General features: G+C 53.1%; 25 protein-coding genes. 19 read left to right on the forward strand and 6 right to left on the reverse strand.

The window, feature by feature from the left end:
- The first annotated feature begins 63 nt into the window (after nucleotides 1-63).
- The gene (locus ABVN44_RS22890) at nucleotides 64-768 is read left to right on the forward strand and encodes an IS6-like element IS26 family transposase (protein ID WP_001067858.1); all 705 of its coding nucleotides are present in this window, start codon (nucleotides 64-66) and stop codon (nucleotides 766-768) included.
- Between the two features lie 335 nt (nucleotides 769-1103).
- Here the strand turns inward: ABVN44_RS22890 and ABVN44_RS22895 are convergent, their stop codons facing one another.
- On the reverse strand, nucleotides 1104-2624 hold the full coding sequence (locus ABVN44_RS22895) for a PAS domain-containing methyl-accepting chemotaxis protein (RefSeq protein ID WP_000094645.1): 1521 nt from the start codon (nucleotides 2622-2624) through the stop codon (nucleotides 1104-1106).
- 429 nt (nucleotides 2625-3053) lie between these two features.
- Here ABVN44_RS22895 and ygjG point away from each other — a divergent pair, with 429 nt between their 5' ends.
- Nucleotides 3054-4433 (forward strand): putrescine aminotransferase, encoded by a 1380-nt coding sequence (gene ygjG, locus ABVN44_RS22900; RefSeq protein ID WP_001520281.1) that lies wholly within the window; start codon nucleotides 3054-3056, stop codon nucleotides 4431-4433.
- Between the two features lie 170 nt (nucleotides 4434-4603).
- Nucleotides 4604-6622, forward strand: coding sequence for an NADPH-dependent 2,4-dienoyl-CoA reductase (locus ABVN44_RS22905; protein WP_023232313.1), 2019 nt, complete (start codon nucleotides 4604-4606; stop codon nucleotides 6620-6622).
- A gap of 80 nt (nucleotides 6623-6702) precedes the next feature.
- Here ABVN44_RS22905 and rlmG read toward each other — a convergent pair whose 3' ends face one another.
- Nucleotides 6703-7839: a 23S rRNA (guanine(1835)-N(2))-methyltransferase RlmG gene (gene rlmG / locus ABVN44_RS22910; RefSeq protein WP_000019989.1), complete on the reverse strand. Its 1137-nt coding sequence runs from the start codon at nucleotides 7837-7839 to the stop codon at nucleotides 6703-6705.
- An 85-nt stretch (nucleotides 7840-7924) separates the two neighbouring features.
- Here rlmG and ABVN44_RS22915 point away from each other — a divergent pair, with 85 nt between their 5' ends.
- The 14 genes from ABVN44_RS22915 (at nucleotide 7925) to ABVN44_RS22980 (ending at nucleotide 18329) form a co-directional block, all read left to right on the forward strand.
- Complete coding sequence (locus ABVN44_RS22915; RefSeq protein ID WP_000202969.1) at nucleotides 7925-8422, forward strand: M48 family metallopeptidase; 498 nt, start codon at nucleotides 7925-7927, stop codon at nucleotides 8420-8422.
- A gap of 151 nt (nucleotides 8423-8573) precedes the next feature.
- Nucleotides 8574-9266 carry a vancomycin high temperature exclusion protein gene (locus ABVN44_RS22920; protein ID WP_023232314.1) on the forward strand — a complete coding sequence of 231 codons (693 nt, stop codon included), beginning with the start codon at nucleotides 8574-8576 and terminating at the stop codon, nucleotides 9264-9266.
- Between the two features lie 88 nt (nucleotides 9267-9354).
- Nucleotides 9355-10353, forward strand: a complete 999-nt coding sequence (locus ABVN44_RS22925; protein ID WP_000617682.1) for a Gfo/Idh/MocA family protein — start codon at nucleotides 9355-9357, stop codon at nucleotides 10351-10353.
- A 269-nt stretch (nucleotides 10354-10622) separates the two neighbouring features.
- Nucleotides 10623-11591, forward strand: coding sequence for a TerC family protein (locus tag ABVN44_RS22930; protein WP_001098833.1), 969 nt, complete (start codon nucleotides 10623-10625; stop codon nucleotides 11589-11591).
- Between the two features lie 254 nt (nucleotides 11592-11845).
- A complete protein-coding gene (gene sstT, locus ABVN44_RS22935) occupies nucleotides 11846-13090 on the forward strand; it encodes a serine/threonine transporter SstT (protein WP_000235363.1) in 1245 nt (414 codons plus the stop codon).
- Nucleotides 13091-13539: 449 nt separating this feature from the next.
- Nucleotides 13540-14202: a DedA family general envelope maintenance protein YqjA gene (yqjA, locus tag ABVN44_RS22940; RefSeq protein WP_000422143.1), complete on the forward strand. Its 663-nt coding sequence runs from the start codon at nucleotides 13540-13542 to the stop codon at nucleotides 14200-14202.
- A gap of 3 nt (nucleotides 14203-14205) precedes the next feature.
- On the forward strand, nucleotides 14206-14589 hold the full coding sequence (gene mzrA, locus ABVN44_RS22945; protein ID WP_000917516.1) for an EnvZ/OmpR regulon moderator MzrA: 384 nt from the start codon (nucleotides 14206-14208) through the stop codon (nucleotides 14587-14589).
- Nucleotides 14590-14733: 144 nt separating this feature from the next.
- Nucleotides 14734-15102 (forward strand): DUF1090 domain-containing protein, encoded by a 369-nt coding sequence (locus tag ABVN44_RS22950; RefSeq protein ID WP_000877300.1) that lies wholly within the window; start codon nucleotides 14734-14736, stop codon nucleotides 15100-15102.
- Between the two features lie 41 nt (nucleotides 15103-15143).
- Complete coding sequence (locus ABVN44_RS22955; protein WP_000031219.1) at nucleotides 15144-15449, forward strand: YqjD family protein; 306 nt, start codon at nucleotides 15144-15146, stop codon at nucleotides 15447-15449.
- Nucleotides 15450-15451: 2 nt separating this feature from the next.
- Entirely contained in the window at nucleotides 15452-15850 is a 399-nt protein-coding gene (locus ABVN44_RS22960; protein ID WP_000785626.1) for a phage holin family protein, read from the forward strand.
- Nucleotides 15847-16146, forward strand: coding sequence for a YqjK-like family protein (locus tag ABVN44_RS22965; protein ID WP_000095496.1), 300 nt, complete (start codon nucleotides 15847-15849; stop codon nucleotides 16144-16146). Before ABVN44_RS22960 ends, ABVN44_RS22965 begins: the two co-directional genes overlap by 4 nt.
- A 247-nt stretch (nucleotides 16147-16393) precedes the next feature.
- On the forward strand, nucleotides 16394-16786 hold the full coding sequence (locus ABVN44_RS22970; RefSeq protein ID WP_001592732.1) for a DoxX family protein: 393 nt from the start codon (nucleotides 16394-16396) through the stop codon (nucleotides 16784-16786).
- Between the two features lie 67 nt (nucleotides 16787-16853).
- Nucleotides 16854-17840 (forward strand): glutathione S-transferase family protein, encoded by a 987-nt coding sequence (locus ABVN44_RS22975; protein WP_023232315.1) that lies wholly within the window; start codon nucleotides 16854-16856, stop codon nucleotides 17838-17840.
- A 123-nt stretch (nucleotides 17841-17963) separates the two neighbouring features.
- On the forward strand, nucleotides 17964-18329 hold the full coding sequence (locus tag ABVN44_RS22980) for a DUF805 domain-containing protein (RefSeq protein WP_000384139.1): 366 nt from the start codon (nucleotides 17964-17966) through the stop codon (nucleotides 18327-18329).
- 38 nt (nucleotides 18330-18367) lie between these two features.
- Here the strand turns inward: ABVN44_RS22980 and yhaJ are convergent, their stop codons facing one another.
- The gene (gene yhaJ, locus ABVN44_RS22985) at nucleotides 18368-19264 is read right to left on the reverse strand and encodes a DNA-binding transcriptional regulator YhaJ (RefSeq protein ID WP_001041026.1); all 897 of its coding nucleotides are present in this window, start codon (nucleotides 19262-19264) and stop codon (nucleotides 18368-18370) included.
- A gap of 104 nt (nucleotides 19265-19368) precedes the next feature.
- Between yhaJ and ABVN44_RS22990 the strand changes: the two genes are divergently transcribed.
- Both ABVN44_RS22990 and ABVN44_RS22995 read left to right on the forward strand, forming a co-directional pair.
- Complete coding sequence (locus tag ABVN44_RS22990) at nucleotides 19369-20070, forward strand: pirin family protein (RefSeq protein WP_000633549.1); 702 nt, start codon at nucleotides 19369-19371, stop codon at nucleotides 20068-20070.
- Between the two features lie 23 nt (nucleotides 20071-20093).
- On the forward strand, nucleotides 20094-20258 hold the full coding sequence (locus ABVN44_RS22995) for a hypothetical protein (protein ID WP_000039326.1): 165 nt from the start codon (nucleotides 20094-20096) through the stop codon (nucleotides 20256-20258).
- A 112-nt stretch (nucleotides 20259-20370) separates the two neighbouring features.
- Here ABVN44_RS22995 and ABVN44_RS23000 read toward each other — a convergent pair whose 3' ends face one another.
- The 3 genes from ABVN44_RS23000 to tdcG all read right to left on the reverse strand — a co-directional run bounded on the left by ABVN44_RS23000 (nucleotide 20371) and on the right by tdcG (nucleotide 24718).
- Nucleotides 20371-21681, reverse strand: a complete 1311-nt coding sequence (locus ABVN44_RS23000; RefSeq protein WP_023232316.1) for a serine dehydratase subunit alpha family protein — start codon at nucleotides 21679-21681, stop codon at nucleotides 20371-20373.
- 25 nt (nucleotides 21682-21706) lie between these two features.
- Nucleotides 21707-23038, reverse strand: coding sequence for an amino acid permease (locus ABVN44_RS23005; protein WP_129339421.1), 1332 nt, complete (start codon nucleotides 23036-23038; stop codon nucleotides 21707-21709).
- 315 nt (nucleotides 23039-23353) lie between these two features.
- Nucleotides 23354-24718: an L-serine ammonia-lyase gene (gene tdcG / locus ABVN44_RS23010; protein WP_000622071.1), complete on the reverse strand. Its 1365-nt coding sequence runs from the start codon at nucleotides 24716-24718 to the stop codon at nucleotides 23354-23356.
- Nucleotides 24719-24763: the final 45 nt, after the last annotated feature.

A 24763-nucleotide genomic window follows, 5' to 3' on the forward strand; every position in this document is an offset into this window, starting at 1 on the left:
GGCACTGTTGCAAATAGTCGGTGGTGATAAACTTATCATCCCCTTTTGCTGATGGAGCTGCACATGAACCCATTCAAAGGCCGGCATTTTCAGCGTGACATCATTCTGTGGGCCGTACGCTGGTACTGCAAATACGGCATCAGTTACCGTGAGCTGCAGGAGATGCTGGCTGAACGCGGAGTGAATGTCGATCACTCCACGATTTACCGCTGGGTTCAGCGTTATGCGCCTGAAATGGAAAAACGGCTGCGCTGGTACTGGCGTAACCCTTCCGATCTTTGCCCGTGGCACATGGATGAAACCTACGTGAAGGTCAATGGCCGCTGGGCGTATCTGTACCGGGCCGTCGACAGCCGGGGCCGCACTGTCGATTTTTATCTCTCCTCCCGTCGTAACAGCAAAGCTGCATACCGGTTTCTGGGTAAAATCCTCAACAACGTGAAGAAGTGGCAGATCCCACGATTCATCAACACGGATAAAGCGCCCGCCTATGGTCGCGCGCTTGCTCTGCTCAAACGCGAAGGCCGGTGCCCGTCTGACGTTGAACACCGACAGATTAAGTACCGGAACAACGTGATTGAATGCGATCATGGCAAACTGAAACGGATAATCAACGCCACGCTGGGATTTAAATCCATGAAGACGGCTTACGCCACCATCAAAGGTATTGAGGTGATGCGTGCACTACGCAAAGGCCAGGCCTCAGCATTTTATTATGGTGATCCCCTGGGCGAAATGCGCCTGGTAAGCAGAGTTTTTGAAATGTAAGGCCTTTGAATAAGACAAAAGGCTGCCTCATCGCTAACTTTGCAACAGTGCCAGTAATATTTATTGTTCACAGAAAGATGAACCAAAAGTGACATAAATTGGCACTAATAATGAAAGAAATACGCTAAAAGGTTAACCATTTCTTATTTATTAACTGAGTTTATACCTATTAATAGGTAGGCAAGGGAGAAGGAATAAATATCACATTATTTTTAACATCACAGGCCAATGATACTCTCTATGATGGCAGGCACCGCCTTCTATCAGAGCGCATCCGCCCGGTAAGCTTGTTGCTACCGGGCGGACGTCATCACTGTTGCCACCTACAAGTAAACTTAATGCAGTACCGTGACCGCATCCTCCAGCCGGCTGGCACGGTGTTTTACCATCGCGGAGACTTGTGCGCTCTCTTCCACCAGCGCCGCATTTTTCTGGGTTATGCGGTTCAACTCGTCCACGGCGCGAGTCAGACTGGAAAGCCCATCTGTCTGTTCCTGCGTCGACTGACTGATCCGTGCGATAAGCAGGGTGACATTTTGCACCTGGGCTACAATGTCATCCATGGTACGGCCTGCGGCGTGAACCTGCTCGGAGCCTGACTGCACCTTTGTTGCGCTGGCATCAATTAATTTACGAATATCGTTCGCCGCGTTAGCGCTGCGGCTGGCAAGATGGCGTACCTCGCCAGCAACCACGGCAAACCCTTTCCCCTGCTCGCCCGCTCTCGCCGCTTCTACCGCCGCATTCAGCGCCAGGATATTCGTCTGAAAAGCGATATCGTTAATTAGCGTGGTGATCGTCCCGATACGTTGCGTACTGTGAGCGATATCATCCATCGTTTTAATCACCGTATCCATCGCCTCACCTCCCTGAGTCGCCGCGCTACTGGCCGCCATGGAAAGCTTATCCGCAGCGGAAGCCGTCTCGGAATTGAGCTTCACGGACTCCGCCATCTGGTTCATGGTCGTTACCGTTTCCTGAACATTCTCCACGGTCTGACGGGTGTGTTCGTTCAGATCATTGTTACCCTTCGCCAGCCTTTCACTGCCGTTTCTGACGCTGGAAACCTGACTTGATACGTCATTGATCAGCCAGCGGCACATCAAGCCAAGCTGCCCCACGGCCCTCAGCGTCAGCCCCAACTCATCGCTACGATTAAGATGTTGTACGCTGTTGCGTTCGCCGGTCGCCACTTTCAGCGCCTGCGTCGCCACATTTTCAATGGGACGCACAATTTGCCATTCAAATAGCGCCGTACCTGCCAGCATCGCCAACGCGCCCAACAACAACGCCTGCCATGAGGCATCCGTACCGAACAGCGCCAACGCCAGCATTACGGCCATTAGCCCCATAATACTACGCACTCGCCAGCGAACAGGCATAGCGGGCAGTTTGCCCAGCAAGCCCTGACGAACCACCAGGCCTTTATGAATACGTTTACTACACCGCCCTTCATTTAGCGCCTGATATAAAGGCTCGACGGCGGCAATCTCATCATCCGTGGCGCGGGTACGGATCGACATATATCCCGTCACACGCCCTTCACGTATCATCGGTACCGCGTTGGCCCGCACCCAATAATGGTCGCCGTTTTTACGCCGGTTTTTCACAATGCCGCTCCACGGTTCGCCCTGTTTTAGGGTGTACCACATATCTGCGAAGGCAGCTTTCGGCATATCCGGATGACGCACCAGATTATGTGGCTGCGCCAGTAACTCGTTTAACTGATAGCCGCTCACCTGGACAAAAGTGTCATTGGCGTGAGTGATATAGCTTTCCAGGTCGGTCGTAGACATCAGAGTGGTATCATCATCCAGCGGGGTATTTAGCTGGCTGACGTAGGGATGAGAAGACATGATAGCGTCCTGTGCAGGTTATCTGGATGTTAATTTTTCGCTCAGATGTTATTTCGGCGCTAATCTATTTATCTTTAGTTGTTAAAATTGCTCTGGATCGCAATTTGCGATTAATCCTTAATATTTGTACGATTTTCACCTCATCCTGCGCCTTGTTTTCATTATGAAATTGTTTAGCGTGGACAACCTTTTTCTTTAAAATCTGCCCTGGCTCACCTTTTTCTCACGCCACCGCTAACGCAACACACCGTAAACCGTAAAACAAGATCTGCTCAAAATGCATCCAATTGTTAACACATGATATTAAATGTTGTGTAAATGTGATTATTCCTGGTGTTTATCCCGATTTTCACTATGGGCTTAGACCCCCGCTAATCCCTGCAATACTTAATTCAGTATCATGTGATACACGGCCCTCTGGAGCTCATTTTGAACAGGTTACCTTCCAGCGCATCGGCTTTGGCCTGTAGCGCGCACGCACTGAATCTCATCGAGAAGCGAACGCTAAACCATGAGGAAATGAAAGCACTAAACCGAGAGGTCATTGACTACTTTAAAGAGCATGTAAATCCAGGATTTCTGGAATACCGGAAATCTGTTACCGCCGGCGGGGATTACGGAGCCGTAGAGTGGCAAGCGGGCAGTTTGAATACGCTTGTCGACACCCAGGGGCAGGAGTTTATCGACTGTCTTGGGGGGTTTGGCATCTTTAACGTGGGGCACCGTAATCCTGTTGTGGTATCCGCCGTCCAGAATCAACTCGCAAAACAACCTCTCCACAGCCAGGAGTTACTTGATCCCTTGCGGGCGATGCTGGCAAAAACGCTGGCGGCGCTGACACCGGGGAAACTCAAGTACAGCTTTTTCTGTAACAGCGGCACCGAATCCGTCGAAGCGGCGCTAAAACTGGCAAAAGCGTATCAGTCGCCGCGCGGCAAGTTTACCTTTATCGCCACCAGCGGCGCATTTCATGGCAAATCATTGGGCGCGCTCTCCGCCACGGCCAAATCCACCTTCCGCAGACCCTTTATGCCTTTACTGCCGGGCTTCCGCCATGTGCCGTTTGGCAATATTGACGCGATGAGCATGGCATTTAGCGAAGGCAAAAAAACGGGCGACGAGATAGCAGCCGTGATTCTGGAGCCTATTCAGGGTGAAGGCGGCGTGATCCTGCCGCCGCAGGGATACCTGACAGAGGTACGTAAGCTCTGTGACGAATTCGGCGCGCTGATGATTCTGGATGAAGTACAAACCGGCATGGGGCGTACCGGCAAGATGTTTGCCTGCGAGCACGAAAATGTGCAGCCTGATATTCTGTGTCTGGCGAAAGCCCTGGGCGGCGGCGTGATGCCAATTGGCGCCACCATCGCGACTGAGGAGGTGTTTTCGGTTCTGTTCGACAATCCCTTCCTGCATACCACCACTTTTGGCGGTAATCCGCTGGCTTGTGCTGCCGCGCTGGCGACCATTAACGTCCTGCTGGAGCAAAATCTCCCGGCCCAGGCGGAACAAAAAGGCGATACGCTCCTGGATGGTTTTCGACAACTTGCGCGTGAATATCCCAATCTGGTACACGATGCGCGCGGCAAAGGTATGTTGATGGCCATTGAATTTGTCGATAACGAAACGGGCTACCGTTTTGCCAGTGAGATGTTCCGTCAACGCGTGCTGGTCGCTGGTACGCTGAATAATGCGAAAACAATTCGTATTGAGCCACCGCTCACGCTAACCATTGAACTGTGCGAACAGGTATTGAAATCAGCGCGTAATGCGCTGGCGGCGATGCAGGTGAGCGTTGAAGAGGTTTAAAAACGATGCCGGATGGCGCTGTGCTTATCCGGCCTGTTTTCCCCGGGTCGCGGCCTCTTTTTTGAATCCCATCACAATCACCACATTCCCCTTTTCCCTTTTACCTCGCGACGGCTACAGTAGTAACTCATCCGACCACATAACAATAATTTTACATACTGGATACGCTTATGAGCTACCCGTCGCTGTTCGCCCCGCTCGATCTGGGCTTTACTACTCTCAGAAACCGCGTGCTGATGGGATCGATGCACACGGGTCTGGAAGAACATCCTGATGGCGCCGAGCGCCTGGCGGCATTTTATGCCGAGCGCGCGCGACACGGCGTAGCGTTAATCGTCACCGGCGGTATTGCGCCCGTTCCCTCCGGGGTCGTGATGACCGGCGGCGCGATGCTGAACGACGCCAGCCAATTAACGCCTCACCGCGTGGTGACCGATGCCGTACATGCGGAAGGCGGTAAAATCGCGCTGCAAATTCTGCACACCGGGCGTTACAGCTATCAGCCGCACCTGGTCGCGCCGTCGGCAATTCAGGCGCCAATCAACCGCTTTATGCCGCATGAACTGACGCATGATGAAATCTTGCAGTTAATCGACGACTTCGCGCATTGCGCGCAACTGGCGCGGGAAGCAGGCTACGACGGCGTAGAGGTGATGGGATCAGAGGGCTATCTGATTAATGAATTTCTCACGCGGCGAACTAACCATCGCGATGACGAATGGGGCGGCGACTATGCCAGCCGTATGCGCTTCGCGGTTGAGGTAGTACGCGCGGTACGCCAGCGGGTAGGGAACGACTTTATTATTATCTATCGCCTGTCGATGCTCGATCTGGTGGAAAATGGCGGCACGTTCGACGAAACGGTACAACTGGCGCAAGCCATTGAAGCCGCAGGCGCAAGCCTAATTAATACCGGCATTGGCTGGCATGAGGCGCGAATCCCGACCATCGCCACGCCAGTACCGCGTGGCGCCTTTAGCTGGGTGACGCGGAAACTCAAAGGTCATGTGTCGGTTCCGCTGATCGCGACCAATCGCATTAACGATCCGCAGGTCGCCGAGACGATCCTGACGCGCGGCGATGCCGATATGGTGTCGATGGCGCGTCCCTTCCTTGCCGATGCCGAATTCCTGACTAAAGCGCAATCCGGACGCGCAGATGAGATCAACACCTGTATCGGCTGTAATCAGGCCTGTCTGGATCGGATCTTCATCGGCAAAGTGACCTCCTGTCTGGTGAACCCACGCGCCTGTCACGAAACCCACATGCCGATAACGCCGGCCATACGCAAAAAGAATCTGGCCGTTGTCGGCGCAGGCCCGGCGGGGCTGGCTTTCGCGATTAACGCCGCGTCGCGCGGCCATCATGTCACGCTGTTTGACGCCCAGAGTGAAATTGGCGGCCAGTTTACTATCGCCAGGCAGATCCCGGGTAAAGAGGAGTTTTACGAAACGCTGCGCTACTACCGTCGAATGATCGATGTTACTGGCGTTACGCTGAAACTGAACCAACGGGTGAACGCAGAGGATCTTCAGCCGTTTGACGAAGCGATCCTCGCCTGTGGAATAGTACCGCGCCGCCCGCCGATAGACGGTATTGATCATCCAAAGGCATTGACCTACCTGGAGGTATTGCGCGATAAGGCGCCGGTTGGTAAACGAGTGGCGATCATCGGCTGCGGCGGGATCGGTTTTGACACGGCCATGTATCTGAGCCAGCACGGCGAATCCACCAGCCAAAATATTGCTGAATTTTGTACGGAATGGGGAATTGATACCAGCCTGCAACAGGCAGGCGGTCTGCGCCCGGAAGGCCCACGCCTGGCACGTAGTCCACGGCAAATCGTCATGCTGCAACGCAAAGCCAGCAAGCCGGGCGAAGGATTAGGTAAAACCACCGGCTGGATCCATCGCGCGACGTTACTGGCGCGCGGCGTGAAGATGATCCCGGCAGTCAGTTACCAGAAGATCGACGACGACGGATTACATCTCTTGATCGGCGGCGAACCGCAGTTGCTGGAAGTGGATCATGTGGTGATCTGCGCCGGACAGGAACCTCGCCGCGAGCTGGCGGACCCGTTACGCGCCGCAGGTAAAACGGTACATCTTATCGGCGGATGCGATGTCGCGATGGAGCTGGATGCCCGACGGGCGATTGCCCAGGGCACCCGACTGGCGCTGGAGATTTAACGACTTTACCTGATGGCGCTGCGCTTATCGGGCTTACGTCGTCATACCGGTTTTATAGGCCGGTATGACGCTTGAGCGCCTTATCGACGGCGTCCCTGCTTCACCGCTTTCAAAATAACAAACTTATTGTTGGTTGCTATCGTCGCGCAATTACCGAAAATCTTCTTCAGCTTGTGGAAATAGTCCAGATGGCGGTTCGCCACAATATACAGTTCGCCGTTGATTTTCAGGCAGCGGCGGGCATGATGGAACATCTCCCAGGCGATATTATCCGTCAGCGCATGTTTCTGGTGGAACGGCGGGTTGCAGAACACAGCGTTAAAACGGAACGGCTCCACGCCGGAGAGCGCGTTGTTGATCATAAATTCGCAGCGTTCGAACGCTTCCGGCAGGTTCGTTTCTACATTCAAACGGCTGGAATCTACCGCCATCGGCGATTCATCGACAAATACCACGTTCGCCTGCGGATTTTTCGCCAGTAAGCTCAGGCCAATCACCCCATTGCCGCAGCCGAGATCGACAATCTCCCCGTCGAGGTTTTCCGGCAAATGCTGCATAAAGAAGCGCGCGCCGATATCCAATCCGGTACGAGAAAACACATTCGCGTGGTTGTGAATCGTCCAGCCTGTATCTTCCAGTTTCCAGCTTAGCGTTTGCGGCGCGTCGGCCAGTTGCGGATGACTGAAGGTACAGTTAATCAGGCGCGCTTTCTTCCACGCCAGCGTCGTCGTGGTTGGGCCCAGCACTTTTTCAAACAGTTCCAGCGTAGAGGTATGAATATCACGCGCTTTCGCGCCGGCGATAATACGCGTTTGCGCCGTAACGACCTTACGCAAAGCGCGTAACTGCTGTTCCAGCAATGCCAGTGTTTTCGGTACTTTAATCAATACCACGCCCGGTGCCTGCGGGTAGTCAGCGGTACTGTCGAGAAACGTTACGCTGGACTCCGCGATGCCGTTATGGCGTAAATTCTCTCGCGTACCCAGTTCGCTTAAATATGAATCGCCAATACTGTATGGCGAATGCTCCGCCAGAGCACAGCTTAGCGCGCCAAACGTATCATTCAGGATCAGCACCGGGCCGCGAATTTCCGTCTCATCCAACTGTTGCAGCAGATACTCATCGGCCGCCTCCCACGCCAGAAGCGGGTTAACATCATCCGTTTGCGGAAAACGTTTCAGCGTCAGTGAACGGAAACCGTCGTCTACGTGGCTCATTAGGCCTCCTGAATGGTAAAATTGCGGCGTTATCCCTGAAAAGGGTGCGTGAGTATACACTTTTTATCAGCAACATGGAGCTTTGATGACCTCACTAACTTACCTTCAGGGGTATCCGGAACATCTCCTTGCCCAGGTGCGCACCTTAATCGCCGAGCAGCGCCTGGGAGCAGTGCTGGAAAAACGTTATCCCGGCGCGCATGATTACGCCACTGACAAAGCGCTATATCACTATACTCAGGAACTGAAAAGTCAGTTTCTGCGCAATGCGCCGCCCATTAATAAAGTGATGTATGACAGCAAGATCCATGTGCTGAAAAATGCGCTGGGACTGCATACCGCTGTCTCGCGCGTTCAGGGCGGCAAGCTCAAGGCAAAGGCGGAGATCCGCGTCGCCACCGTGTTTCGCAACGCCCCGGAGCCATTCTTACGGATGATTGTGGTTCACGAGCTGGCGCACCTGAAAGAGAAAGATCATAACAAAGCGTTTTATCAGCTCTGCTGCCATATGGAACCGCAGTACCATCAACTGGAGTTTGATACGCGACTGTGGCTGACGCATCAGGCGCTGTCGGCACAATAAATTCTGAAAATGCCCCTTCCCCCGTATCTTTTTAACGGCGTGGGCATAAAATCGGCGCGTTCACATTTCGCTCATTGCCTGCCGCCACGTCAAGGATGACGATCTGTAGAGGGTATTTTTTATCCACCGCCAACGGAACCGCGCAACGACCATGCTCCCACAATGTGCCCGTTTTATCCGCCGCCTCTGTTTTACACGCCGGGCGTTAACAGTGGCGTGTTTTCTGCTTGTCGCGGCAGGCGTCGCGCTTTTCTATTCTAACTGGCTTATCGTCAACGCCTCACAGCATCTGACATGGAATGACATTCAGACCGTTCCCGCCCGCAACGTCGGGCTGGTGTTAGGCGCTAAACCCGGCAATCGGTATTTTACCCGGCGGATTAATACTGCCGCCGCGTTGTATCACGCCGGTAAAGTGAAGTGGCTGTTAGTCAGCGGCGATAATGGCAAAAAAGAGTACGATGAACCTTCGGCGATACAGCAGGCGCTGATAGCGAAAGGTGTGCCGGAAGCGGCCATTTTTTGTGATTATGCCGGATTCTCCACGCTGGACTCCGTGGTTCGCGCCCGGAAAGTGTTTGGCGAAAGCCGCATTACGATTATCTCGCAAGCATTTCATAATCAACGGGCGATCTGGCTAGCGCAACAATATGGCATTGACGCTATCGGCGTTAACGCGCCGGATCTGAATAAAAGGCACGGAACCTACACACGACTTCGGGAAAAGCTGGCGCGGGTTAGCGCGGTGCTGGATGCCAAAATTTTGCACCGTCAGCCTAAATATCTGGGCGCTGGCGTCACTATTGGGGCTGATAGCGCACACGGGTGCCCTTCTCGCCAGTAAAATGCCAGAGTGCGTCGCAGCGCACTGGCAAGGGCGGAAAGGCGTGCTACATTGACGAAAAATCCCTTTCTGGAGTCCGCTGACGTTTATGATACGTTTCGCTGTAATTGGGACTAACTGGATCACGCGCCAGTTTGTCGACGCCGCCCATGAAACCGGCAAATTCAGGCTCGCCGCCGTTTACTCCCGTAGTCTTGAACAGGCGCAGTCTTTCGCAAATGATTATCCCGTCGAGCATCTGTTTACCTCGCTGGAAGCGATGGCGCAAAGCGACGCGATTGAGGCGGTTTATATCGCCAGCCCGAATTCCCTGCATTTCTCCCAGACGCAGCGCTTTTTGCAGCATAAAAAACATGTCATGTGCGAAAAGCCGCTGGCTTCTAACCTGGCGGAGGTTGATGCCGCTATCGCCTGCGCGCGCGATAATCAGCGGGTACTGTTTGAAGCCTTTAAAACCGCCTGCCTGCCCAATTTCCTGCTGCTGCGGGAATCGTTGCCGAAAATCGGCAGAATGCATAAAGCATTCCTAAATTACTGCCAGTACTCTTCACGTTATCAGCGCTATCTGAACGGTGAAAATCCGAATACGTTTAATCCGGCCTTCTCCAATGGTTCGATTATGGATATCGGGTATTACTGTCTGGCGTCGGCGATCGCGCTATGGGGCGAGCCGCGCAGCGTTCAGGCGTCGGCGAATTTATTGGAAAGCGGAGTAGATGCGCACGGCGTCGTGGTTATGGATTACGGCGATTTTAGCGTCACGCTACAGCATTCCAAAGTCAGCGACTCGGTACTGGCCAGTGAAATTCAGGGCGAGAGGGGATCGCTGGTCATTGAAAAGCTGTCGGAATGCCAGAAAGTGTGTTTTGCGCCGCGCGGCGCGCTGATGCAGGATCTGACCCAGCCTCAGCATATTAATACCATGCTGTATGAAGCCGGGGCGTTTGCCCAGCTTATTGAAAACCATGCCGTGGAACATCCGGGGTTGTCGCTAAGTCGCGCCACGGCAAAATGGCTGACAGAAATACGCCGTCAAACCGGGGTCATCTTCCCGGCGGACGATCTGACTCATCCCCTTACTGCGTAAAATTATGTAAATCATATGTTACAGGCCATTGACTCTACGCGTGGCCTGTCATACTTTGTTACGCGCAAAGGGGAGTAACTTCATTGCCGGTCGATCGTCATTACGATGTGTGCAAAACCACATCCGGTCACCGGGCAGCCATAAAGGAATGCGTCAGCGTATTCCTTTATTGTTGTAAGTGAGACCTTGCCGAATGGCAAGGTCTATGCATAAAAGCAACGGCTAATGCCATTCGGCGTTAGCCGTTTTTTTTTGCATAGGGAGAAATAATGAATACTGTTGGTACGCCATTATTATGGGGTGGATTCGCGGTTGTTGTGGTGATAATGCTATCCATCGACCTGTTGTTGCAGGGACGCCGTGGCGCACATGCGATGTCGATGAAACAAGCGGCAGGATGGTCAATCCTGTGGGTAACGCTCTCGCTACTGTTTAACGCCGCTTTCTGGTGGTATCTGGCTGAAACGCAAGGGCGCGAAGTTGCTGACCCGCAGGCATTGGCGTTCCTTACCGGCTATCTGATTGAGAAGTCGCTGGCCGTAGATAACGTCTTTGTCTGGCTGATGCTGTTTAGCTATTTCTCCGTCCCTCCGGCTCTGCAACGCCGGGTGCTGGTGTATGGGGTTCTTGGCGCGATCGTGTTGCGTACTATCATGATTTTCGCCGGTACCTGGCTTATCACTCAGTTCGAATGGCTGCTGTATGTGTTCGGCGCCTTCCTGCTGTTTACCGGCGTAAAAATGGCGCTGGCGAAGGAAGACGAATCCGGCATTGGCGAAAAACCGATGGTGCGTTGGCTGCGCGGGCATCTGCGTATGACCGATACGATCGAGAACGAGCACTTTTTCGTACGTAAAAACGGCCTGCTGTATGCCACGCCGCTGCTGCTGGTGCTGATTATGGTTGAGTTCAGCGATGTGATCTTCGCCGTTGACAGTATTCCGGCGATCTTTGCGGTCACCACCGACCCGTTCATCGTACTGACCTCTAACCTGTTTGCCATCTTAGGACTGCGCGCGATGTACTTCCTGCTGTCCGGCGTGGCGGAACGCTTCTCGATGCTGAAATATGGTCTGGCGGTCATTCTGGTCTTTATCGGCATTAAGATGCTGATCGTCGACTTCTACCATATTCCTATCGCGATTTCGCTGGGCGTAGTGTTTGGCATTCTGACCATTACGCTGGTGATTAACGCCTGGGTTAACCATCAGCGCGATAAGAAACTACGAGCGCAATAATCTTTTATCGGGGTAAACCTGCCCCGTCAAAAACGCCCGGCAGCGCACACCTGTCGGGCGTTTTTGTTTAACATGTCACAATACTGTTAATGTAAAGTTATAAAACATGATCACAGCAAAAAATCCAGGATATTTCGCTTCCCGAACCTTCAACTTTCCTTATACTCAACCAGGCAAACACTTTGTTACATCCTGAAAGATGCGCCGTAAGAGCGTGCAGGGGATGACCAGCAACACAATACAAGGAACATGAAATGGCTACGCAACGAGCATCAGGGCTACTGCAGCGTTTAGCGCAAGGCAGTCTGGTTAAACAAATTTTAGTGGGTCTGGTACTGGGGATTTTACTGGCATGGATTTCTAAGCCTGCGGCGGAAGCGGTTGGCTTGCTTGGCACCCTGTTCGTCGGCGCCTTGAAAGCGGTCGCCCCCGTTCTGGTGCTGATGCTGGTAATGGCCTCGATCGCCAACCACCAGCACGGTCAAAAAACCAATATTCGCCCTATTCTCTTTCTTTACCTGCTAGGCACCTTTTCAGCCGCGCTGGCGGCCGTTGTGTTCAGCTTCGCCTTCCCTTCAACGCTGCATCTGTCCAGTAGCGCCCAGGATATCGTGCCGCCGTCCGGCATTGTAGAAGTCTTGCGCGGTCTGCTGATGAGCATGGTGTCGAACCCCATCGACGCGCTGCTGAACGCTAACTATATCGGGATTCTGGTATGGGCCGTCGGTCTGGGATTTGCCCTGCGTCATGGCAATGAAACCACCAAAAACCTCGTGAACGATATGTCTAACGCCGTGACCTTTATGGTGAAACTGGTGATCCGTTTCGCGCCAGTCGGTATTTTTGGTCTGGTTTCATCAACGCTTGCAACCACCGGCTTCTCCACCCTGTGGGGCTATGCGCACCTGCTGGTCGTCTTGATTGGCTGTATGCTGCTGGTCGCGCTGGTGGTCAACCCGCTGTTGGTATTCTGGAAAATTCGTCGCAACCCTTATCCGCTGGTGTTCGCCTGCCTGCGTGAAAGCGGCGTTTATGCCTTCTTTACCCGCAGCTCTGCCGCCAATATTCCAGTGAATATGGCGCTGTGCGAAAAGCTGAATCTGGACAGGGATACTTACTCCGTTTCCATTCCGCTGGGCGCCACCATCAATATGGCCGGCGCGGCAATTACCATTACGGTTCTGACGTTGGCGGCAGTTCATACGTTAGGCGTCCCGGTGGATCTGCCTACAGCGCTGCTGCTGAGCGTGGTGGCCTCGCTGTGTGCTTGCGGCGCCTCCGGCGTGGCAGGTGGTTCATTGCTGCTGATCCCGCTGGCGTGCAACATGTTTGGCATCCCGAACGATATCGCGATGCAGGTAGTAGCGGTCGGCTTTATTATCGGCGTATTGCAGGATTCGTGTGAAACGGCGCTGAACTCATCTACCGATGTTCTGTTCACTGCGGCAGCCTGCCAGGCAGAGGACGAACGTCTGGCGAATAACGCCTTGCGTAGCTAAGTGATTATCGATGCCGGATGGCGTATGCCATCCGGCGTAACGATAGATCTGAATCTCCCAATCCGTAGGCTGTGACGTAAAGCGAATTTATATCCACACGCAACATCCTCGCGTAACGTTATATGTAGATGGCGTCTGCCGCGGCGCTCGGTCAGCGTAAAGTATAAAGTGTCAGCCTGTGTAAATCCTCTCGCCACCCTCCCTTGCGATAAGCAAAATCAAAGCTCAACGACGCGTAATTTCTATAACGGACTTCGTTGACCTTTGTTACAATTAGATGCATTTTGAATTTTTGTGTGTTAGTGCTTGCTTACTTCACAACTTAACAAGGAATAGTTCAGGCCGCGAATTTGCCGTTTCCGCAACGCTGATAAAAACTCCAACTCTGTTGCGGCAGTGCAAACCTCAGATCACCGGCGTGACGTTAACCGATTCTCCAGGAATACTGAATGGAACTACTGACTCAATTGCTGAATGCCCTGTGGGCTCAGGACTTTGAAACACTGGCCAATCCTTCCATGATTGGCATGTTATATTTTGTGTTATTTATGATTTTGTTTCTGGAAAATGGGCTGCTCCCTGCCGCCTTTTTGCCTGGCGACAGCCTGTTGATCCTGGTCGGCGTGCTGATCGCCAAAGGCGCGATGGGTTATCCACAAACCATTTTGCTGCTTACCGTCGCGGCCAGCCTGGGTTGCTGGGTCAGCTATATTCAGGGCCGCTGGCTGGGGAATACCCGCACCGTGCAAAACTGGCTCTCTCATCTCCCCGCACATTATCATCAACGCGCCCATCACCTTTTCCATAAACACGGTCTGTCGGCATTATTGATAGGCCGTTTTATCGCGTTTGTCAGAACACTGCTGCCCACCATTGCCGGCATATCCGGCCTGAATAACGCGCGCTTTCAGTTCTTCAACTGGATGAGCGGCTTGTTGTGGGTGCTTATCCTGACGTCGCTGGGCTATCTGCTGGGCAAAACGCCCGTCTTTATGAAATATGAAGATCAGTTAATGTCATGCCTGATGCTGCTGCCCGTGGTGCTGCTCTTTTTTGGCCTGGCGGGTTCACTGGTCATGCTGTGGAAAAAGAAGTATGGGAGCCGGGGATAACTTATGCTTAAACCACGCATAACTGCCCGACAACTTATTTGGATCAGCGCTTTTCTACTGATGCTGACCATACTCATGATGACGTGGTCAACGCTGCGTCAGCAAGAGTCGACGCTGGCCATTCGCGCGGTTAACCAGGGCGCCAGTATGCCAGACGGCTTCTCAGTTCTGCATCATCTGGATGCGAACGGCATTCATTTTAAAAGCATTACGCCTAAAAATGACATGTTGCTCATTACCTTCGATTCCCCTGCGCAAAGCGCCGCAGCAAAAACGGTACTGGATCAAACGTTACCACACGGTTATGTCGTCGCTCAGCAGGACGATGACAACGAAACGGTACAGTGGCTGTCCCGCTTACGGGAAAGCTCACACCGCTTTGGCTAACCTCCAGGAATCCGAATCATATCACTCACTTTGGTGATTTCATTGTTTAATGACTATGATTAATAAAGCGGTGTTTAACCCACCGCGTTATTATCGGGATCACCGCCCCGGACAACGGGTCCGAACATAAGGGAAAGTTCAGGAATGAAATACCGCATCGCTTTGGCTATCACGCTTTTTACACTTAGCGCCGGTAGCTACGCTAATTCGCTTTGTCAGGAAAAAGAGCAGGATATACAAAAGGAAATTAGCTACGCTGAAAAGCACAACAATCAGCGCCGTATTGAGGGTCTGAACAAGGCGCTCAGCGAAGTACGCGCCAATTGTACTGACAGCAAGCTGCGCGCCGAGCATCAGAAAAAGGTCGCTGAGCAAAAAGAAGAGGTAGCCGAACGCCAACGTGATTTAGCCGAGGCAAAAGCAAAAGGCGATGCGGATAAAATAGACAAACGTGAACGTAAGCTGGCCGAGGCTCAGGATGAGCTAAAAAAACTTGAGGCCAGAGACTACTAAATTAACGCCGAATGTAAATACTCACTCACCTGGAGAAAACTATGTCGAAAGATAACACTACGGAACATCTGCGCGCTGAGTTGAAATCCCTGACCGATACGCTTGAAGAAGTGCTGAGCTCTTCGGGCGAAAAGTCGAAAGAAGAGTTGAGTAAGATTCGTAGCAAAGCCGAGCGCGCGCTGAAAGAGAGCCGTTACCGCCTGGGCGAAACGGGTGATGTGATTGCCAAACAGACTCGCGTCGCCGCCGCCCGTGCCGATGATTATGTGCGCGAAAATCCCTGGACAGGCGTAGGCATTGGCGCCGCTGTCGGTCTGGTGTTGGGCGTACTGCTGACGCGTCGTTAATTATGGCGGACTCTCGACAGGCACAAGGACCAGGCAAAAGCGTACTGGGTATCGGGCAGCGGATTGTCACCATTATCGTTGAGATGGTGGAAACCCGGCTGCGACTGGCGGTAGTAGAACTGGAAGAAGAGAAAGCGAACCTCTTTCAGCTTTTGCTGATGGTAGGTCTTACCATGCTCTTCGCGGCGTTTGGCTTAATGAGCCTGATGGTTCTGGTCATCTGGGCTATCGATCCTCAGTACCGTTTGAACGCGATGATCGCTACCACAGTTGTGCTGTTAGTGCTTGCGCTAATCGGCGGCATCTGGACTTTGCGCAAAGCGCGTCAGTCCACGCTATTGCGCCATACGCGGCACGAACTGGCTAACGATCGGCAAATTCTGGAGGACGATCAGTCGTGAGCAGCAAAGGCGAACGCGAAAAACGTAAAGCGCTGCTTCTCAGTCAGATCCAGCAGCAACGGCTGGATCTGTCCGCCAGCCGTCGCGACTGGCTGGAGACCACCGGCGCGTACGATCGCGGCTGGAATACGGTGTTAAGCCTGCGCTCCTGGGCGCTGGTCGGTAGCAGCGTAATGGCCATCTGGACCATCCGTCATCCTAATATGTTGGTACGCTGGGCGAAACGCGGCCTGGGTATCTGGAGCGCCTGGCGCCTGGTAAAAACTACCCTCCGTCAACAACAGCTCCGCGGTTAATATCTTTTCTTTTATAGCATCGCGCCATCAGGTTATCGCCCGATTACACCTGGTGGCGCGATACTTTTATGCATATCGTCTCTTTATCAATCACTCAAATTTTTTGAAAAAATTTGGCAATTTTCCTTGCTAACAATTCCTGTACGCCACGTTTATGATTCTCTCCAGCGATAACAATGACGCGCTAAACCGCGCCATTGCTCATGAAAATAGCAGCAGCCGCCGAATCGGCCTCCTGGAGAATAAAATGAAAAAATTAGAAGATGTTGGTGTACTGATAGCGCGTATTTTAATGCCAGTTCTGTTTATTACCGCAGGATGGGGAAAAATTAGCGGCTATGCGGGCACACAGCAGTATATGGAAGCGATGGGCGTACCAGGATTCCTGCTGCCGCTCACCATACTGCTTGAGTTCGGCGGCGGTCTGGCGATTCTGCTGGGGTTCCTCACCCGCACCACTGCGCTTTTTACCGCTGGTTTTACGTTGCTGACGGCATTGATCTTCCATAGCAATTTTGCAGAAGGTGTAAACTCGCTGATGTTTATGAAAAACCTGACCATTGCCGGCGGATTCTTATTACTGGCGTTAACCGGGCCTGGCGCGTTCAGCCTTGACCGTCTGCTGAATAAAAAGTGGTAAGCAATCTATACTCAATTAAAAAAGTGAGGGAATAGCGCCTCGCTTTTGTCATCTGAAGGAGAGAGACATGGGACAACTGATCGATGGCGTCTGGCACGACACCTGGTATGACACCAAATCTTCCGGGGGGAAATTTCAGCGTTCAGCGTCGGCTTTCCGCAACTGGCTTACCGCTGACGGCACGCCCGGACCTTCCGGCGAAGGCGGATTCGCCGCAGAAAAAGATCGTTACCATCTGTACGTTTCCCTTGCCTGCCCCTGGGCGCATCGCACGCTCATTTTCCGTAAACTGAAAGGTCTGGAGCCGTTTATTCCGGTTTCCGTCGTGAATCCATTGATGCTGGAAAACGGCTGGACGTTTGATGATACTTTTCCGGCGGCCACTGGCGATACCCTCTATCAGCATGAATTTCTCTACCAGTTGTATCTGCACGCCGATCCACACTACAGCGGCCGCGTCACCGTACCGGTCTTATGGGATAAAAAAAATCATACTATCGTCAGCAACGAGTCCGCCGAAATCATTCGTATGTTTAACTCCGCCTTCGATGGGCTGGGCGCTAAAGCCGGGGATTACTATCCCCCCGCGCTGCAAAGCAAAATTGACGAGTTAAACGGCTGGATTTATGACAACGTTAATAACGGCGTTTATAAAGCAGGCTTCGCCACCAGCCAGCAAGCGTATGATGAAGCGGTAGAAAAGGTATTTACTGCGCTGGCGCGCCTGGAGCAGATTCTCGGACAGCACCGCTATCTGACGGGCGATCAGTTGACCGAGGCGGATATCCGCTTATGGACGACCCTGGTACGCTTTGATCCGGTTTACGTGACTCATTTCAAATGCGACAAATACCGAATCAGCGACTACCTGAATCTGTACGGTTTCCTGCGCGATATCTATCAAATACCGGGCATTGCTGAAACCGTTAATCTTGACCATATTTGTCACCACTATTTCCGTAGCCATAAAACGATTAACCCCACGGGCATCATTTCTATCGGACCGTGGCAGGATCTGCTCGAACCTCACGGGCGCGACGTGCGCTTTGGCTAATTTCAGGCGTCCTCCGGGACGCCTTATTAATAAATACCACAAATATTTACCAGCATTTCATTCGCGGCTATTCTTAGTTTGATTACTTTAAAAACAAGTGATTGAACCATTATTGAGGCGAAAATGGATTGGTATTTAAAGGTTTTAAAAAATTATCTGGGATTTGGCGGCCGCGCGCGACGCAAAGAGTACTGGATGTTTATTCTGGTCAATATCATCTTTACCTTTGTGTTGGGCCTGCTGGACGCCATGCTTGGCTGGCAACGCGCCGGGGGTGAAGGCGTTCTGACCACCATTTACGGCGTTCTGATCTTTTTACCGTGGTGGGCCGTGCAGTTCCGTCGTCTGCATGACACTGACCGCTCCGCATGGTGGCTACTGTTGCTACTTATCCCCATTATCGGCTGGCTTATCATCATCGCGTTCAACTGCCAGAATGGTACGCCGGGCGACAACCGCTTCGGCCCCGATCCGAAACGCTTTTCCTGATGGCGGCGCGGCGCCGCTTTTAAAGCGCCGCGCGCTATTTATTTTCCGGCGAATAGCTTAGGTATTTCCCGCAGGCACCAGGCTTTTGCCTCTCCCATACTGTCGCGCCGCCAGGCCATAATAATATCGATTTCGCTGGTCGATTCCGGGCTGACCACGCGTAGCCGCCCTTCGGCAATATCCTGTTCCACCATCGAATATGGCATAGTCGCGACGCCAAGCCCGGCCAGCAGCGCCTGACGTTTATCTTCAATCGTGCTTACCGTCAGACGTGGCTGCTTATCCAGCAGTTGTACCGTTAATACCGGCCGCTCGCGCGCGGTATCCGCTACCGCTACGCCGCGGTATTTAACCCGCGTCACTTCCGAAAGCGGCTCCGGCTCCTGATGAATAGGGTGGTCAGGCGCGGCGACATACACATTCATTAACGTATACAACTTACGGGAGTTAATTTCCGACGACGATCGAAAATGCATATCCGGGGCGATAACGATATCCGCCCGTCCCTGCTCAAGCCGCTCCCATGCGCCAGCCAGTACTTCGGTAATCAATGAAAGCTGCGTATTGGCTTTAGCGGCCAGCCGGTCGATCAGCGGAAAAAAAGCAGGCGTCGGTACCAGAGCTTCAGTGACCAGCGTCAGATGCGTTTCCCAACCGCGGGCCAACGCTTCAGCATCTGTCGTTAACTTGTCTGCCGCTTCCAGCAATACCCGCCCGCGTTCCAGCAGCATACGTCCGACGTTGGTGAATTTTGTACGATGGCCGGAGCGATCGAACAGTACAACGTCCAACTCTTCTTCCAGCTTCTGCATGGTGTAACTCAGCGCGGAGGGCACCCGCCCCAACTCATCAGCCGCTGCGGCAAAACTGCCCCGGCGGTCAATGGCGTCCATCACACGCAATGCTTCAAGCGTCAGCGCTCTCTCTTTAGCCATAACGTTCTCATTCAGGAAATTTGAACATACCGGGCAGAATATCTGGCTAACAATGCAGCGTCCAGCCCCTTAACATAAAAGGAAGTAAAGAGAGGTTAATAACGATGATTACGACCCGAACCGCCAAACAATGTGGACAGGCAGACTACGGATGGCTACAGGCCCGCTATACCTTCTCCTTTGGACACTACTTCGACCCTACACTGCTGGGCTACGCGTCGTTGCGCGTACTGAACCAGGAAGTGCTGGCGCCGGGCGCCTCTTTTCAGCCTCGAACTTATCCAAAGGTGGATATTTTAAACCTGATTCTGGACGGCGAAGCGGAATACCGCGACAGCGACGGCAACCATGTACAGGCTAAAGCGGGCGAAGCGTTACTGCTCGCCGCGCAGCCGGGCATTAGCTACAGCGAACATAATCTCAGCAAAGTTAAGCCGTTAACCCGAATGCAACTGTGGCTTGACGCCTGTCCTGAACGGGAAAACGCGCTGGTACAAAAAATCCCACTCCTGGCGGCGCAACAACAGCTTCTTGCCTCGCCCGACGGTGAGCAAAACAGCTTACAACTGCGCCAACAGGTATGGGTACATCATATTACGCTGGAGAAAGGCGAATCGCTTAATTTCCAGCTTCACGGGCCACGCGCCTATTTGCAGTCGATTCACGGTACGTTCCACGCGATGACGCACAACGAAGAACGCGAGGCGTTAACCTGCGGAGATGGCGCATTTATTCGTGATGAACCTAACATTACGCTGGTTGCCGATACGCCGCTGCGCGCATTACTGGTAGATTTACCGGTGTAGCCAGCCAGAAAAGGAGTCGCAAGATGAGCAAAAAATCGGCGAAGAAACGTCAGCCCGTGGTAAAACCTGCCGTACAGGAGGCGATGAGCGCCACTGTGCCGCTGGGCTATGAAGAGATGCTAACCGAACTGGAAGCCATCGTGGCGGACGCCGAAGCCCGGCTGGCAGAAGAAGAGGCCGCAGCCTGAAATCATGCCGGATGGCGGCGCAAGCGCCCGCTCCGGCTGATAACAGATAGACCCGATAAGCGCAGCGCCATCGGGCAGCACGCTGCCCCGACGACATGCCGGGGCGTTATTATTAATGCGCTTTACTGGCCATAATCTCGATGATCTGCTTGTCTGTCTGCTGCATTGAGCGACACGCCAGCGAACACAAATTCGCAATAGATTGTTCGACATTGTGCGCCACAATCCCTTCGTTTCCGGTCACCGCCGTATCATCCAACGCCATCAGTACGGCTTTCCACGCCGCCGACGCGCTGGTAGAGACTTTCATCGCGCAGCTATTCGACGCGCCATCGCAAATCATCCCGCTGACATCACCAATCATACTGCTGATAGCCATTGCGATAGTGTCGTAACGACCATCTATCAGCCACGCCATACCCGCTGCCGCGCCCATCGCCGCCGTAGTTGCCGCGCACAGCGCCGACAAACGCGGAAGCTGATGGTGAATATAGATAGCGCTCAAATGCGATAACATTAGCGCGCGCGCCAGGCGCTCGTCATCGGCGCCGACATGTTCAGCAACCACCATGACTGGCACCGTGGCGGTAATCCCCTGGTTGCCAGAGCCGGAGTTGCTCATCGCGGGCAACGTGGCGCCGCCCATTCTGGCGTCTGACGCCGCGCTGGTACGGATCAAAATCGCCGTGGAGAGATCTTTCGCCAGCAGACCGCGATCGCACTGTTTGGCCAGCGTCGAACCAATATGCAGCCCCCAGGAACCACGCAGTCCCTCCTGCGACAACGCGCCATTTAGCCTGGCCGCATCGAGAATAAAGCGAATAGCGTCAAAGGGCACCGCATTCACAAACGCCAGGATCTCTTCCAGCGAGGTATGAGACAGCACTCCCAGTGGCGAGGTTTTTTCTTCTTCCTGCGCATTATCGGCCTGGGTAAATACCACGCCCTTGTCGGTTTCTATCCGCACAATATTTGTATGATCGCCGACGATCGTGACACATGCCCAGCTATCGCCGCTATACACTTTCGCCCGTGAAAACAGGATATCGTTACATGGCTCCTGCAACATCACTGTGACATGTCCGGCGGCCAGCATCGCTTTTGCATCGGCAACGGCTTTAGCGGAAGCGTCTTTTAGCACCTCCAACCCGGCTTTCGCATCACCGCCCAACGCGCCAAGCGCCGCGGCGATCGGTAGCCCTACCATTCCCGTTCCTGGAACGGTAACGCCCATACCATTTTTCATCAGATTAGGCGAAACCCACGCGTCAATGCGTTCAACTGTGCCGTCAAGTTCAGCCGCCGCCGCCGCTGCTGCCAGCGCCAGTGAAATTGGCTCAGTACACCCCAGCGCCGGTTTTACTTCTTCCTGTACGGCCAGGATAAAACTTTGCCACAATGGATTTATTTTAGATTCAAACATAACAACAACCTTAATCTCAGGTATATCAAGAGAATGCCAGGAACGGAGAAACGCATAGCAGCAGACCGGTAATAATAATCAGGTACAACGAAGCGCCTTTATATTTGTGCAATGCGGGAACCTTGTAGACCAACCATGCCGGAATTAAACAGCCCACCATACCGAAGATAGGGCTACAAATAGAGGTGAAGCTCAGTACCGGCGCATTGAGCACAATGGCGCTCCAGGCCAGCAAAATAGCGAAAATCATAATGCCGCGCTGTACCAGATTTTCCTTAATCTTCTCGGCGGGCATTTTGCGGCGCAGGATATTCATCACAATGCCTTGCGTCGCTTCGCGGAATCCTAAATAAACGCCAAAGAAGGCGGTCATGACGGCAAAGATGTTCAGAATTACGCTAACCACTTTGACCCAGCCTGCGCCATCGCCGCTAATAAATTGCGCGGCGATCGCCAGGGCGGAAATATTCTGCTCGTAGGCTTTCACCGCTTCGTCATGCCCCATCACCAGGGTGAAGGAAACCGCATAGAAAAATACGGTAACGAACAGGATGCCAAACGCAATATTCATGGCACGCAGCGCTTTATGGCGTGCGACCTCAATAGATTTTTCGCGTGAACGGTAAGAGATCACCATTGGGCTTAACGTCTGGATAAATAAAATCGAGGTCAGCGTAAATGGCAGGGTAATAATGGCGTTTTTAATCAGCAGGGCCATCGGCGGCAGCGCGCCAATGTTATACAGATGCCACATACCCACCATAGAGACGCCCAGCGCCGCCACTACCAGTAGCTTGGTCAGCACCATGCCAGTGGAGATTTTGAACAGTAATTTTTCACCGCGTGAGGAAATCGCGACCAGGATGCAGATCAGCACCAGACCATAAAATGGACTATCGGAAAGTAATCCTTCCGTTACGCCGAAAGTATGCAGATAAGAGGCGCTGTCGTTAGTAATCGCCGTAGAATAGACGAACATCCAGATGACGAGCATTACAAAGTACAGCGCGCCTAATAAAATACCCCAGTTTTTGCCCAGATAGCCGCTGATCACGCTGGGGTAGTCTTTACATTCCGGGGATTCCGCCAGCGTATTAATAAACAGCCGCTGGAACAGGTACATGGCCGGATAACCAATAATAGAAGAGAGTAAAAAGACCCAAAGTCCCATCAGGCCAACCTGGACAGGAAGAAAAACGATCCCTGCGCCAATCGCCATCCCGATACTCATAATGACCCAACCGGTGTCGGTACTATCAAATTTGATGGCTTCACGCCATTCGCTTTCTGTCATCCCTGCCCGACGCGCCGGGGCTGATGCGTCGAGGATTACGCTGGTATTACTTGCCGATTCCATAAAATTCTCGCTCAATGTGTAGGTAGAGGTTTTTTTTATTTTTCGTGCCGCAGCAAGGCGATATGCAGAACGTGAGGTGCAGGTACTTTCTTGTAATAAGAAAATCATACGCGCACGATAAGAGAAAAACTTACCAATAAAACGCCTGCATTTCTTGTGGGTTAAGAATTCTTTTCTATTTACTATTGGTTTAATGTTGTTATTTTCTCTATTTGACGCATATCACAACAAAAAAGGGCGCACGTTGGTGCGCCCTTTTCTCAGCTTCTGTCTTCTGCGTTATCCCATAGCCTGCTCACTCTACGCCTGTCGGGCCTATCCACAAACGACTTTAATCGCCAGACCGCCGCGCGACGTCTCGCGATATTTGTCGTTCATGTCTTTACCCGTTTCGTACATGGTTTCGATTACTTTATCGAGCGAAACCCGCGGTTCAGAGGTACGGCGTAGCGCCATTCGCGCCGCATTTACCGCTTTAACGGCGTTAATCGCATTACGTTCAATACAAGGGATTTGTACCTGACCCGCCACCGGGTCACAGGTGAGGCCAAGGTTATGCTCCATCGCAATTTCCGCCGCAATACAGACCTGCGCCGGGCTGCCGCCCAGCAGTTCTGTCAGCCCCGCCGCCGCCATCGAACACGCGACGCCAACCTCGCCCTGACACCCCACTTCCGCGCCGGATATCGAGGCGTTCATCTTGTACAGCATGCCAATCGCCCCCGCCGACAGCAGATAGCGGGCGATAGAGTTGGCATTGACCGGACGACGGAATTTGTCGTAATAGGCCAGCACCGCAGGAATAATGCCGCACGCGCCGTTGGTCGGAGCGGTGACCACTCGCCCGCCCGCCGCGTTCTCTTCGCTCACGGCCAGGGCGAACATGTTAATCCAGTCGATGACGTTCATCGGATCGCGGGAAAGATTATCGCTGGAGACCAGCAGACGCCGTAACGCTACCGCGCGGCGTGGAACGTTCAGCGGCCCCGGCAGCACGCCCTCAGTATTCATGCCACGTTCAATTCCGGTCGCCATCACCTGCCAGATGCGGGCAAAGCCAGCGTCAATCTGCTCTTTGCTCCGCAACGCCAGTTCATTTTGCATCATCAGGCCGGAAACCGAGAGCCCCTGTCTTTCACACAGCGTCAGCAGTTCACTGGCGGAATGAAAATCATACGGCACCGATTTTTCTACGTCGTGCGACTGGCCAAAGCGTTCCTCTTCGACAATAAAGCCGCCGCCAATAGAGTAATACGTTTTGTGTAAAAGCGGCGTTTGCCCGTGCCAGGCGGTAATTCGCATACCGTTTTCATGGCGCGCCAGGGTTTCAGCGTGAAAGAGAATACTGTCGGCGACGGGAAAATCCACCACATGCGCGCCACCCGCCACCGATAAACGGCTGCTGCGGGCAACCTCCTGGATAAACGCCGGAATGCTATCAATATTGACATCCTGCGGCGTATTGCCCGCAAGCCCCATAATGATGGCGGTATCGGTCGCGTGGCCTTTGCCCGTCAGCGATAGCGATCCGTAAAGATCAACCGTGATGCGCGTCGTTCGCGGCAGGTCGCCGCTGTCGATCAGCCGATCGATAAAACATTTTCCTGCATTCATTGGCCCTACGGTATGGGAGCTTGAAGGTCCAATGCCAATCTTAAAAATATCAAATGCGCTAATCATATCTCCCCCTAAGATTACCGTTCAGTGAAGATCCGTCGCGGGGCG

Source organism: Salmonella sp. SJTUF15570, from assembly GCF_043357055.1.
Taxonomy (GTDB): Bacteria; Pseudomonadota; Gammaproteobacteria; order Enterobacterales; family Enterobacteriaceae; genus Salmonella; species Salmonella enterica.